The organism is Prosthecobacter gellanilyticus, assembly GCF_007992435.1.
GTDB classification, from domain to species: domain Bacteria; phylum Verrucomicrobiota; class Verrucomicrobiia; order Verrucomicrobiales; family Verrucomicrobiaceae; genus Prosthecobacter; species Prosthecobacter gellanilyticus.
Window position 1 is genome coordinate 201,983 of record NZ_BKAG01000004.1, and the last position, 13,387, is coordinate 215,369.

Annotated in this window: 10 protein-coding genes; 7 read left to right on the top strand and 3 right to left on the bottom strand. The window is 60.4% G+C overall.

Annotated features, from left to right (window positions below; translation table 11 throughout):
* Window positions 1-12: 12 nt before the first annotated feature.
* Window positions 13-1,458, bottom strand: coding sequence for a cation:proton antiporter (locus tag BGE01nite_RS04820; RefSeq protein WP_146849132.1), 1,446 nt, complete (start codon window positions 1,456-1,458; stop codon window positions 13-15).
* A gap of 18 nt (window positions 1,459-1,476) precedes the next feature.
* A complete protein-coding gene (locus BGE01nite_RS04825) occupies window positions 1,477-2,736 on the bottom strand; it encodes an NAD(P)/FAD-dependent oxidoreductase (RefSeq protein WP_146849133.1) in 1,260 nt (419 codons plus the stop codon).
* Between the two features lie 160 nt (window positions 2,737-2,896).
* Here BGE01nite_RS04825 and BGE01nite_RS04830 point away from each other — a divergent pair, with 160 nt between their 5' ends.
* From BGE01nite_RS04830 to BGE01nite_RS04855, 6 genes are all read left to right on the top strand, one after another.
* Complete coding sequence (locus BGE01nite_RS04830) at window positions 2,897-4,177, top strand: NAD(P)/FAD-dependent oxidoreductase (protein WP_146849134.1); 1,281 nt, start codon at window positions 2,897-2,899, stop codon at window positions 4,175-4,177.
* Window positions 4,178-4,260: 83 nt separating this feature from the next.
* Entirely contained in the window at window positions 4,261-6,180 is a 1,920-nt protein-coding gene (locus BGE01nite_RS04835) for a DUF4178 domain-containing protein (protein ID WP_146849135.1), read from the top strand.
* Between the two features lie 3 nt (window positions 6,181-6,183).
* The gene (locus tag BGE01nite_RS04840) at window positions 6,184-6,369 is read left to right on the top strand and encodes a hypothetical protein (protein WP_146849136.1); all 186 of its coding nucleotides are present in this window, start codon (window positions 6,184-6,186) and stop codon (window positions 6,367-6,369) included.
* Window positions 6,370-6,393: 24 nt separating this feature from the next.
* A complete protein-coding gene (locus BGE01nite_RS04845; RefSeq protein ID WP_146849137.1) occupies window positions 6,394-6,597 on the top strand; it encodes a DUF350 domain-containing protein in 204 nt (67 codons plus the stop codon).
* Between the two features lie 70 nt (window positions 6,598-6,667).
* Entirely contained in the window at window positions 6,668-8,164 is a 1,497-nt protein-coding gene (locus tag BGE01nite_RS04850; RefSeq protein ID WP_146849138.1) for a polyamine aminopropyltransferase, read from the top strand.
* Window positions 8,165-8,254: 90 nt separating this feature from the next.
* Window positions 8,255-9,817 (top strand): FAD-dependent oxidoreductase, encoded by a 1,563-nt coding sequence (locus BGE01nite_RS04855; protein WP_146849139.1) that lies wholly within the window; start codon window positions 8,255-8,257, stop codon window positions 9,815-9,817.
* A 31-nt stretch (window positions 9,818-9,848) separates the two neighbouring features.
* On the opposite strand, the gene BGE01nite_RS04860 is transcribed toward BGE01nite_RS04855, so the two are convergent.
* A complete protein-coding gene (locus BGE01nite_RS04860; protein ID WP_170266593.1) occupies window positions 9,849-11,234 on the bottom strand; it encodes a transglutaminase domain-containing protein in 1,386 nt (461 codons plus the stop codon).
* A gap of 169 nt (window positions 11,235-11,403) precedes the next feature.
* Between BGE01nite_RS04860 and BGE01nite_RS04865 the strand changes: the two genes are divergently transcribed.
* Window positions 11,404-13,338, top strand: a complete 1,935-nt coding sequence (locus BGE01nite_RS04865) for an NAD(+) synthase (protein ID WP_146849141.1) — start codon at window positions 11,404-11,406, stop codon at window positions 13,336-13,338.
* The last annotated feature ends 49 nt before the right edge of the window (window positions 13,339-13,387 follow it).

Genomic DNA, 13,387 nt, shown 5'->3' on the forward strand with positions numbered 1-13,387 from the left:
AAGAGGGGCCGCTCAAGCACGAGTTGGCTGCCGGAGATCATCTGCCGCCGTTTGCTTGGAGCCGAAAAGGCTCAGCAGCGGGCCGGTGAGCATGGTGGTGACCAGAGCCATGATGACGAGCATGGTGAAGATGCGCGGTGAGAGGATGCCCATGTCATAGCCAATGTTCAGGGCGATGAGCTCCATGAGGCCGCGTGTGTTCATCAGCGCGCCGAGCTGGAGGGATTCACTCCAGTTCATGCCGGTGAAGCGTGCCATCACTGCGCTGCCACCCAGCTTGCCCAGGGTGGCGACGGCGATGATCAGCAGGCAGAGCAGCCAGTCCTGCATGCTGTTTAGCAGGCCGATCTGCGTGCGCAGGCCGGTGAAGGCGAAGAACAGCGGCAGTAGCAGCACCGAGCTGAAGTTCTCGATGCGCACATTGATCTTATGGCGGAAGCCATGGGCCTCAGGCATCACCGCGCCGGCCATGAAGGAGCCGAACAACGCATGGATGCCGATGACCTCCGTGCTGAGCGCGGCAGCCACCACCACACAGATGGTGGTGACCAGAGTGCCCTTGGAGGGCTCCTCGCGCGCCATCTCTGACTGGCCCAGCCAGCGTGGCAGGAGAGGCCGCACCACCCAGATCATGATGGCGATGAAGGCCAAGGCGAGCATGAGGTTCATTGCCGCGCCGGCGAGGCTCGTGGCGCGGGCGATGGCGACGACAAAGGCCAGGATGCTCCAGGCCGTCACGTCATCCACCGCAGCGCAGGTGATGGCCGTGCTGCCCAGGAAGGTTTTGGTCATGCCGCGATCCTGAAGGATGCGCGCCAGCACCGGAAAGGCGGTGATGCTCATGGAGATGCCCATGAAGAGCGCGAAGGCCGTGAAGGAAGCTCCAGCACCTGCCAGTCCGCTGAACAAAAAGTACGCCAAAATAACCCCGAGCAGATAGGGGAAGACAATGCTGGCATGGCTGACCATGACGGCCGTGTATGCCTTGCTGCGCACCTGCCGCACATCCAGTTCCATGCCCACGGAGAACATGAAGAGGCAGACCCCCACCTGACTGAGCAGTTTTAGCGCGCCCAGCGAGTCTGCGGGAAACACGAAGGCAAAAGCCTCGGGGGCCAGCAGGCCAAGCAGGGAAGGTCCCAGCAGGATGCCCGCCGCCATCTCTCCCACGACTCCCGGCTGGCCCATGCGCGTAAAGAGCCAGCTCACAAGGCGTGAGGCCATGATGATGACCAGCAACTGCACGAAGAGATGACTCAGCGGGTGATGGAAGTTCGCCATCAGCCCCGCCTGCATGGCTCCTACAACCGAACTGCCGGCCGCTGGAGCGGCGGTCGCCTGGGCCACTACGGCGACTCCCTCCGGTGCGGGAAGGCTGGCACCGAAGTGCAGCACGCCCATGATCCCCACCACGGTGACAGCCAGGGTGAGGAGATAGAGGAGGGTGTTTTTGTTCATCGTCCGAAATGAGACCGTCTAGGCCCGCAAGGCTGGTTCGCCGAGGGGCATATTCTCCGGCAGCGGCACGAGATCGCGGATCTGATCCCAGAGCACGGAGTAGTCCTTGTTCACGTCACCGCTAAGGCAGTCGGTGACCGGTCCTGCTGCATCCGGGTGCTTCTTGATGAGCTGGCCAAAGCTGAAGTCCGGATTGTAGAAGGCGTAGACAAGCTTGCGCATGTTCTCCACACCCTCGCGCAACACGCGGGCATACTCAGTGAAGCGGGCAGGGGAGAGGTCACCCTCCACCAGTCCTTTGTGAATCTCCTCACCAGCCAGCACGCCGCTCTTCAGCGCAAACATGAGGCCGCTGCTGAACACGGGATCCAGGAAGGCAAAGGCATCTCCCACCAGCAGGAGGCCGTCCGAGCCACAGTGTCTGGCGTGATGCGTGTATTCGCTGGTGATGAAGTAGTCACCCACCTGCTCGCCGACGGAGAGGCAGTCTTTGATCCAGAGATTCTCCTCCACCTCACGATGGAAGATATCTTTCGGATTCTTCACGCCATCACGGGAGAGATATTTGCCTTCTGCCACCACGCCCACGCTGACCATGTCATTATGCTGCGGGATGTGCCAGAACCAGCCCTTGTCCTGTACAAAGGCGACGGTGGTCTGGCCTTCGTCGACACCCTCCAGACGGCGGGAGCCTTTGTAGTAGGTCCACACCGCCACCTTGTTCAGGTAGGGGTCACGCACACGCCAGCCATTGCGGACGGTGGTGAAGGCTTCCTTGCCAGTACAGTCCAGGGTGATCTTGCCATGGAAGTCCACTTCCTGGCCGTCCTGCGTCACCGCACGCACTCCGATGACGCGGCCGCTTTCGTCACGCAGCAGTTCCTTCACGGAGGTCTGCTCACGCACTTCCACGCCCTTTTCGCGGGCATGATCGAGCACCATCTTGTCAAACTCCGAGCGCAGCACCTGCCAGGACTGGGCCACGGTTTCGCGGTCATAGCGGGTGAAGAAGTAGAAGGGCTGGCTGGTGCGGCCGTTCGGCGGCACAAAGCAGACGCTGTACTTTTTCACGAAGTGGGACTTCTGCATGCGGTCGATCAGCCCCAGGCGCTCCAGCGGGTAGTAGGTGAAGGGGATCAGCGACTCGCCAATGTGATAGCGGGGAAATTTCTCGCGCTCGATCACCAGCACGTTGTGACCGTATTCGGCCAGGATGGCAGAAGAGCTAGCTCCGGCGGGGCCGCCGCCTATGACAATGGCATCGTATGTGTGGTGCATGGACAACGTATACTGATGCAGAGGCTGCGATTCATCCAAATGCTCTTTTAGTCTGGCACTTATGCCGTCCCGCTATTGAGAATTATTTCCGTCCATCTCGTGCAGCGCCACACCTCCCGGGTTGCACATTGGCCGTGAACGTTAAAAATGGCTCGCCCTCATGCCAGATACCCCCGCCGCATCTTCCGCCTCCCAGACCTATGACGCCATCATCATCGGCGGAGGTCCTGCGGGGTCCACTGCGGCCACGACGCTGGCGCAGGCGGGCCGGCGGGTGCTGGTGCTGGAGAAGATGAAATTTCCCCGCTTCCACGTGGGAGAGTCCCTGCTGCCCTACAACCGGAAGATTTTCAATGACCTCGGAGTGTGGGAGAAGATCGAGTCGGCCGGTTTCATCACGAAGCGGGGTGCGCAATTTTTGATGGGCAATGGCTCGCACAAGGTGCGGCTGAATTTCTCCAAAGGCTCCTTCACTGAGTTCCCTCAGGCGGTGCAGGTGGAGCGCTCGAAGTTTGACCAGCTTTTGCTGAATCACTCCCGTGAAAACGGAGCCGAGGTGCGCGAGGAGGCTACCGTGAAGGAATATCAGGTGCATGACGGCCATGTCACGATCCGCTACACCACGGCGGAGGGTGATGAGGAAGAGGTGAAAGGCTCCTTCCTCATGGATGCCAGCGGCCTGTCCAACTTCACCGCCAATCGCGAGTCCCGCCGTGAGTACTATTCCGGGCACAAGAAGATCGCCATTTTCGGCCACTTCGAGGGGGTGGACATGCCGCAGGGCGAGGAATACGGAGACATCCTCATTGTCCGGCGGGAGAATTCCTGGTTCTGGCTCATCCCGCTGGAGGCGAACAAGACCAGTGTGGGCCTGGTGCTGGATGCGGCGGACTTCAAGGCCATGCGCAAAGAGCCGCAGCAGGTCTTTGATGATGCGGTGAGCACGACCAAGGTGGTGAATGACCGGTTTGACAAGGCCATGCAGCAGACCCCGGTGCATGTGGTGACGGACTTTTCCTACACGAACGACAAGCTGGTGTCTCCGCGGGTCGTGCGCGTCGGTGATGCGTCGGGCTTCATTGACCCCATCTTCTCCAGTGGCGTGCTGCTGGCCATGACCAGCGGTCAGCAGGGGGCGCAGGCCGTGCATGAGGCGCTCAACCTCGGCCAGCCACTGACTGAAGGCATGAAACGCTACGAGAAGGACAATCGCCTGCGCATCAGCCAGTTCTGGCAGTTCATCGAGAACTTTTACAAGCTGCATTTTGCGCAGCTTTTCTTCCAGCCGCACAACCGCTTCCGCATGGTCTGCGCCATCAATGCGGTGCTGGCCGGGTGCACGAAGCTGCCCTTTGGCATCCGCTGGCGTCTGCGCGTCTTCTTCCTCCTTGGCTGGCTGAACAAGCGCTTCCCCATCACCGAGCGCATTCCCGTGAACTGAGGGATGCGCGGTGTGGGCTGCGTGGAAACATGAGGTCCGCTTTGTATTTGTCATCACGGGGTAACTCCGCTTGAATCGGGATCGTGGATTCTCTCCCGTCTGATCCTTCGATCCATCCCGCAGCACGCCGCCACGACTGTCCGCAGTGCGGGGCACCTGTTGTCTTTCACTCCTCGATCAGCATCTCCTCGGTTTGCGAGCACTGCCGCAGTCTCGTGGTGCGGAAAGACTTCAATGTGGCGACCTTTGGCCAGATGGCAGAGCTGCCGAATGATCTCTCGCCGCTGAAACTCGGCACGAAGGGGCAGTGGCAGGGCAGGGCATTCACGCTGCTCGGTCGGTTGAGGCTGCACTATGGTGATGGTTCTTGGAACGAATGGTATGCGGATTTCGGCAATGGCACCTTTGGCTGGATCGCGGAGGTGATGGGCTACTACACGATCAGCTTTCCGCAGACGGTAAGCCTGCACGGCATCGATGAGCGCACGGCGGCCGGGAAGATGGTGGCCATCCAGGGAGAGTCCTGGCAGGTCACGGATGTCAAAGAGGCGCGCTGCATCGCCGCCGAGGGTGAGCTGCCCATGATCGCTCCGCCGGGGTGGTCGCGCCTTGGTCTGGATCTCACGGGACCGAAAGGCCAGTTCGGCACCATCGAGATCGTGGAGGGGGAGCGCGCCTTTTTCAGCGGTGACTATGCGCAGTTTGATGAGCTGCACCTCAGCGAGCTGCGCAAGGTGCCTGGCTGGGATCAGGATGCGGAGATCACCCGCCGTCAAAGCACTGCGATGAGCTGCCCGAAGTGTGGTGCGCCCGTCAACCTGCGCGCCGAAGGCCAGACGATGTCCGCCGTGTGCGGCTCTTGTGCGAGCATTCTGGATGCCACCACGCCGGATCTGAAGGAGATCGGGAATGTGTCCAAGAACACGCTCAAGCTGAAGTTGATGCTGCCCATCGGAGCGCGGGGACTGCTGAACAACGAGCTTTGGGAGGTCGTGGGCTTCATGCGACGGAAGGACAAGTGGTGCTCATGGGACGAGTATCTCTTGTTCAACCCCTGGTTAGGCTTCCGCTTCCTGGTGAATTTTAAAGGGCACTGGTCCATCGTGAGCATCCTGCCAGGCCATCACACAGGCTCGGTTTGGAATGGAGAGCATTTCAAGCTCTTCGCCCGTGAGGAGGTGACGACCACGGACGTGCTGGGCGAGTTTTACTGGCGTGTCAAAAGTGGTGAGAGAGCCACGGTGAGCGACCACATCGCGCCGCCCCATGTGCTTTCGTCCGAGGTGATGCCGGGATTGAACGAGATCACCTGGTCTGGAGGCGAATACATCAATCACCTGGAGGTGCAGAAGGCCTTCCTTCGTGATGGCAGCAAGCTGCCAGCGCCTGTGGGGCCTTATCTGAACGAGCCGAACCCGCATCATCACAAGTGGAAGGATGTGCGAGGCAAGTTTGTGATGCTCCTCCTCGGCTTCTGCATCCTGCAGTTCCTCTTCATGGGCTGGGGTGTGGAAAAGAACATCGCCCAGGTGCAGGCGAGCTATGAGCCTGCGCTGAACGGCCAGACCATCACGACCGGCACCTTCAAAGTCACCGGTCATCGCGCCCCGTTGCATATCAGCGCGGCCTCGGTGCTGGCGCAGGATACTTATCTGGCACTCAAAGGCAGGCTGGTCGAGACGACGACCAAGCGCGGTTATGATGTGATCTTTCCGCTGACGAACTACACCACGGCACCTGATGACCATGTGCAAAATGTCACCATCACCGGCATTCCGGCCGGCGAATACTATCTGGCACTCACACCGGATGCACCTCCGGCCCTGGCTTCAGCCAATGTGACCTTCACGGTCCGCCATGGCGGCATCTTCTGGTCTAACTTCTGGTTGGGCATCGCCGGTATCAGCCTCTGGCCGGTGTGGACTCTTCTGCGTGCCGGCAGCTTTGAGAAGCGGCGCTGGATGGAGAGCGACTTCAACCCTTACGTCAGCAGTGATGACTAACCTATGAGAAACCCCATCTACACCATCATTGCCCTGATGTCCTGCGGCTACCTGGCGCTGGCAAACATCAACGGCTGGGCACTTTTGGGGCCGGGCCTGAGCCGTTCCTCCCTCAACAGCACGAGTTATCGTTACCGGCCCAGTTACTCCTCCAGCAGTGGAGGCTGGGGGTCCTTCTTTCACAAGTAATCACCAAGCTCAACCTGCACTCCCATGGACATCGCCATCCTCATCAACTCCCTCATCTATGCCATCCTCGGCATCGTCATCTTTGTCGGCGGCTTCATCATCGTGGACAAACTGACTCCCTATGACCTGTGGAAACAGCTCGTCGAGGAAAAGAACCTCGCGCTGGCCGTTGTCGTGGGCGCTGCGGCGCTGGGCATCTGCCTCATCATCGCCGCGGCGATTCATTGAGTAGAGGAAGCATTCCAGATCATCGTTGAGTCCGGGTCTCCACCCTTCGGACTTCGTCATCCGTCCTTTCATGGCCCCTCGCCCCTGGCTTCTGCTGCTCTCCGTCTTCGCCATCGCCACCTGCGGGCTGGTGTATGAGCTGATTGCTGGGACGTTGGCATCTTATTTGTTAGGTGATAGTGTCACGCAGTTCTCCACCATCATCGGAGTGTATCTCTTTGCCATGGGGGTGGGCTCATGGCTCTCGCGCTTTGTCACCGGAAACCTGATCCGCACCTTCATCCGGGTAGAGTTTCTCATCGCGCTGCTCGGCGGTTGCTCCGCGGCGCTGCTGTTCCTGGTCTTTGGCTGGACGATCAGCTTCCGCATCCCGCTTTACAGCCTGGTGTTTCTCATCGGCTGCTTCGTCGGGCTGGAGATCCCGCTGCTGCTGCGCATCATGGAGGGGCGTTTTGCCTTCAAGGATCTGGTGTCGAATGTATTCAGCTTTGACTACATCGGCGCGTTGCTGGCCTCGCTGCTCTTCCCGCTCGTGCTGGTGCCGCATCTTGGGCTGGTGCGCAGTGCGTTTTTATTCGGCCTCATCAATGCCAGCGTGGGCTTGCTGGCCCTTCATCTCCTGCGCGGAGAGTTCAATGGTGCGCGTCGACTTTGGTTCACGGGTCTCAGTGTCACGGGCGTGCTGCTCTTTGGATTACTGAAGGGAGATGTGATCACGGGCTGGGGTGAGCTCGCTGCCTTTGCGGATCCGGTGATCTATGCCGAGTCCACGCCTTATCAGCGCATTGTCCTCACCCGGCAGAAGGATGATCTGCGGCTCTTCCTGAACAGCAATCTGCAGTTCAGCAGCCGGGATGAGTATCGCTACCACGAGGCGCTGGTGCATCCTGGGCTCTCGCGTCTTCCCCAAGCGAAGAAGGTGCTCATCCTCGGTGGTGGCGACGGCCTCGCGGCGCGTGAGGTGCTGCGCTATCCGCGCATTGAAGGCATCACGCTCTGTGATCTGGATCCCGCGATGACGAAGCTCTTTGCCAGTGCACCGATGCTCACTGCGCAGAATGCGGGCGCTCTCAGCAGTCCGCGTTTGCACATTGAAAACGCGGATGCCTTCACCTGGCTCGGTGAGGCTCGAGGGCCGTTTGATTTTGTTATCATCGACTTCCCGGATCCTTCGAACTTCTCCCTCGGCAAGCTCTACACGACCACCTTCTACCAGCGCCTGCTGAAATGCATGTCTCCTGAAGCGGCTCTTGTCGTGCAGAGCACTTCCCCCTATGTGGCGAGGCAGTCTTTCTGGTGCGTGGATGCCACGCTGCGCGCCTGCGGGCTCGTGACTGAGCCTTATCACGCCATGGTGCCCAGCTTTGGCGAGTGGGGTTTTGTTTTGGCCTCGAAGCAATCTTTGTCAGGCCCGGCCGTGCTTCCTCCAGACCTTCGTTTTGTGACCGAAGAGGTACTGGCTCAGTTCCCGAAATTTCCACCTGACATGTCCCGCGTGGAAACCGAGATCAACCGCCTGAACAACCAGGCCCTCGTCCGCTATTTTGAGGACGAGTGGGCGAAGTAGAACGAATTTCCAAATTCGTTTTCCAAGTTCACCTTTCACCATGGACCAGAGCTTCTCCCAGCCAACGAATCTGGAGATTCGTTTTACGTCATGAACCGCCGACGCTTCCTTGCTGCCAGTGCCGTGGCTCCGGCTTTGATCACGGGGTCGTGCACGCGTGATCAGACGGTGTCTGGACGGATCGTGGGCGGCGGGCATGCGATCGGGCATCGATTGCGCACGCTGGGGGCTTTGCCGAAACCTACGCACACGATCAAAGCAGATGTCGTGGTGGTCGGGGGTGGTGTGGCAGGGCTCGCGGCGGCGCGGAAGCTGAAGCAGCTAGGCGTGGAGAAAGTGGTGGTGCTGGAGCTGGAGGAGAAGGCGGGCGGCACGTCGCTTTCGGAGAGCAATGCCATCAATGCCTATCCATGGGGTGCTCACTACGTGCCGCTGCCAGGAAAGGACTGTCATGAGGTGCTGGAGTTCTTTGGTGAGATCGGCCTCATCAAAGGTCATGATGCTGCAGGCCGACCGATTTATGATGAGATGTCTCTCTGCCATGATCCGCAGGAGCGACTGTTCATTCATGGAGAGTGGCACGAAGGCATCTCGCCGACGGCGGGGCTGGATGCCAACGGCCGTGAGCAGTTCAAGCGCTTTGCCGACGAGATCGAGAAGTGGCGTGTGAAGCAGGTCTTCTCTTTGCCTGTGGACCGCAGCAGACGCGATCCTGAAGCGCTGGAGCTGGACACCCTCACTATGGCCGCCTGGCTGAACCAAAAGGGTTTCAACGCGGAAGCTCTGCTCTGGCAGGTGGATTACTCCTGCCGGGATGATTTTGGTGGCGGCATCCATGAGGTATCGGCCTGGGCCGGTCTGCACTACTTCGCCAGCCGCACGGGCGAGGCGGCAAATGCGGAGCATGAGACCGTGCTGACCTGGGAAGAGGGGAATGGCTGGCTGGTGGGGCACTTAAAAGCCATTGATGCTGAGATCCGCGCGCAGCATCTGGTGATGCGCATGGAGGCTGTGGAAAGCGGTGGTGTCGAGGTCGATGCCTTTGACTGCGAACATGAGGAGATGAACCGCTTCCAGGCGCGAGCGGCCATCTGTGCGCTGCCGAGGTTTGTGGCGCAGCGGATTATTCCTGGACTCACTCCGATCCCGGGGCTGGAGTATGCGCCGTGGGTGGTGGCGAACCTCACGCTGGATGAACTGCCTCCCAGCCCGGGTTTCCATCCGGCCTGGGACAATGTGGTCTATCGCGGGCCTTCGCTCGGCTATGTGAATGCGAATCATCAGACCCTGCGCTCAAGGCCGATCGAGACCGTGATCACGCATTACGAAGCCTTGTGCGAGGCACCGCCGGCGAAGTCGCGTGAGTGGATGCTCACCCAGACTCATGCGCAATGGACGGAGCGTGTGCTGGGTGCGTTTTCGGCACCGCATCCCGATCTGCGCGAGCATGTGCAGCAGATGGACATCTGGCTCTGGGGGCATGGCATGATCCGTCCGCGGCCCGGCTTTCTCTGGGGCAAGGAGCGCGAGCTCATGCAGGCTCACCGGCCGCCCATCTTCTTTGCCCATACGGACATGAGCGGCATGGCTCTCTTTGAGGAAGCCTACACGCGGGGTGTGCAGGCAGCGCTGGCTTTGAAAGCGGCTCTCTGAGCCTGCCGAGGCGCGTCAAGCCTAACGAACATTACTTCACTGTCTGCGCGCCCACGGCGAGGGGCATCTGCCAGACGGCGGCATCACGCGGGATGTCTTCCAGTTCGAGGAAGGGGGCCGCGGCAGGACTTGGCTTGCTGGTGCGCGCCATTTTAGAAGGGTCCACCTTGCCACTGTCCGCCGTCAGCTTGCTGACGGGAAGGGGCTCGGTGGAAGGATTCAAGGAGCGAGGCTCGATACGGGTCCAGAGCTTGCCGGAGAAATAGCCATCACTGTTGCGCCAGGACTGGCCGGGCGTGGAGCGCACATAGAGGGCGAAGCGGTCAAACAGCACCTCAGGCACATAGCGCGCGCCGACCTTGGAGACGAGCGGAGGATCGCGCGGGTCTGGAGCGGACTCTGTGGACTCCAGCAGATACTCCACATCATTCATTTTCACCACCACCCAGGCGTGGCCGCCGAGGTCGCCATAGCGGCCCAGGGCCACACGCGCGTTGTAGCCGCGTGAGATCAGCCAGTCGCAGAGGTAGATCGCGGAGTCCTCACAGTCGCCCTGGCCCAGGCGCTGAGTTTCCAGGCTGGTCTGCCAGGCATCCGTGGCATCTTTTTTCACGCCGGGATCACGGGTGTAGATGCAGTTTCCATGCACGGCGGAGCAGATGGTGAAGAGCTGATAGATGCGCGAGATGTCCTTGGCGAACACCGCAGGCGGCGCATAACCGGTGAGGAACTCGTTCACATAGCGAAACTTCCTTTCCGAGTCCGCAGCCACGACCGCATAGGTGCGGCGGCACTCCGGGCACTCGAGGCCGAGGCTGTTTTGCTCACGCGAGACGCGGACGATGTGCGGGTGCTTGCAATGGAGGCAGCGGCTGAAAAAGGCCTCGTCCTTTTTCTCGGTCAGGGCTTCCGGGCTGAAGTCATGCAGGCGCTGCCCGACGACGACGAGGGCCTGCTGGGTCAGGCCGCCCATGGCAGGGCGCACGGCGATGCCCAGATGGGTCATCTCAGACGCGGTCTTGTCGGAGAAACTCTGAAATTCGTCCAAAAGCACCCGCAGCGTCGGGCTTTCGGCAGTGCAAACGGAGACCTGATAGTAGCGGGGCAGGGCTTCCTGGATCTTCTTGGTCAGGGCATCCAGGTCATCAATGACCATGGATGGGAAGTGCTTTTGCACCCATTCATCCATCTCGGGATCCACTCGCAGGACGTCTCGCTTCGACGCCATGCGGGAATAGTTCAGCCGGTCCACCAGATCCACCCGGAAGCGGGTGGGGGAATACCGCTGGCTTTCGTCATTCAAGCGCTCCTGAACCGCCACGGCCAGGACGTGCCAGACACCCCTTTTGTGGGCAATGAGCCCGCCTGCGAGGGCGGCCCCCGCAAGTAGAGACCAAAGGATAAAGCGGCTCACCATGACGTCCTGAATTATAATTATTATAAAATAATCCGCAAGGTTTAACCCCTGGATTGACGCAGAACTTACATTTGAAGGCCCAACGGCGGAGGGGCGCCTCAATCTCCTGGTAGAACCATGGGCCCAACTTCTCTTTCCCTCTCTCAGAGAACCCGTGCTAGATTTCTCCATGCCCGTCCAGCCCAGCCCCTCCAGCCTCCGTGAAAGCCATGGTTTCCTCCGGGTGGCGACTGTCTCCCCCACGTTGATTCTGGGCGATGTGGCGGCGAATCTGGCCGTGCTCCAGGCTGAAACCCGGGCGCTGGCCGCCCAGGGTGCGCGCCTCATTCTTTTCCCGGAGCTCAGCCTGACCGGCTACTCCTGCGCCGACCTTTTCCATCATCAGGCTCTGTTAAAAAGAGCCCGCGAGACACTGACCACCCTGGCCGAAACCACGGCCGGACTTGGCTGTGTGGTCGTGGTGGGCCTGCCGATGGTGGCAGAAAGCCGTCTTTATAATGTGGCCGCTGTGCTGGCGGACGGGCGCATCCTCGGGGTGGTGCCGAAGACTTTTCTGCCGAATTCGGGTGAGTTCTACGAGCGCCGCTGGTTTTCCCCCTCCACAACTCTCGGGGCTACGGAGGTAGATGGCATCCCGATCGGCATCGACTTGGTCTTCGCCGCTGAAGATCTCTCGGGCTTCGTGCTCGGCGTGGAAATCTGCGAGGACCTTTGGACGGTGATCCCGCCTAGCAGCCACGCCGCTCTAGCCGGCGCCACCGTGCTGGTGAACCCCTCCGCGAGTGACGAGGTGCTGGGCAAGGCTCCTTACCGTCGCAACCTCGTCTGCCAGCAGAGCGCACGCTGCCTCGCCGCCTATGTCTATGCCGGTGCCGGTGCTGGCGAGTCCTCGACGGACGTCGTCTACTCGGGGCATGGTCTCATCACGGAGAACGGGGTGCTGCTGGGTGAGACGGAACGCTTCTCTTTCCAAACCAAGTTTGCTCTCGCGGATGTGGATCTTCAGCGTCTGCAGCATGAGCGCTTCAAAAGCTCGTCGTTCCGCGATGACGAATCTCGTCCGGTCTTCCGCAAGGTCAGCTTCACGCTTGGTCAAGGCGGTGGCACGGATGCGAAGCTCCTGCGCCCTCTGGCCGCGCATCCCTTTGTGCCTCCTGCCGGGGCGGATCGCCGTGCCGTGTGTGAGGAGATCTTTGCCATTCAGGCCACAGGTCTGGCGCGCCGTCTCCGCCAAACCAAAAGCAAGACGGCCGTGCTAGGCCTTTCGGGAGGTCTTGATTCCACGCTGGCACTGCTGGTGCTGATTGAGGCTCTGAAACGTGCCGGCATGCCGGCAGATGCCGCGCTGACCATCACCATGCCGGGCTTTGGCACCACCAGCCGAACCAAAAGTAATGCCGAGAAGCTCGCTGAGGCGCTGAACGTGCCGCTTCGCACCATCAGCATCCGCGCGGCCGTGGAGCAGCATTTTGCGGACATCGGTCATCCTCCCGGCCAGCATGACATCACCTATGAAAATGCGCAGGCCCGCGAGCGCACGCAGGTGCTGATGGATGTGGCGAACCAGACTGGCGGCATTGTTGTCGGCACCGGTGATCTCTCGGAAGCCGCGCTGGGCTGGTGCACCTTCAATGGCGACCACATGTCCATGTACCATGTGAATGCCGGGGTGCCGAAGACGCTGGTGAAATACCTCATCGAATGGGCGGCCACGGAGCTCTATGCCAAGGAAGCCGGCGAGATCCTGCATGACATCATCGACACGCCCATCTCACCGGAGCTGCTGCCTGTGGGCGCGGATGGCCAGATGGAGCAGAAGACCGAGGACACCGTGGGGCCCTATGAGCTGCATGATTTCTTCCTCTTCCACTTCGTCCGTCATGGCTGCCCTGCGGCAAAGATTCTCTGGCTTGCCCAGATTGCCTTTGCTGAAAAACATACCTCGGCGGTGATTGAGAAATGGCTCGCGGTGTTCCTGCGCCGCTTTGCGCAGAACCAGTTCAAGCGCAGTTCTATTCCCGATGGTCCGAAGGTCGGCTCTGTGGCCCTCTCACCACGCGGCGACTGGCGCATGCCGAGTGACTGGGCTGGGGTGCTGGAGTGAGGTGGATCAAGCCTAACAAGAGACACAAAAAAGCCGCCCATCGTCTTAC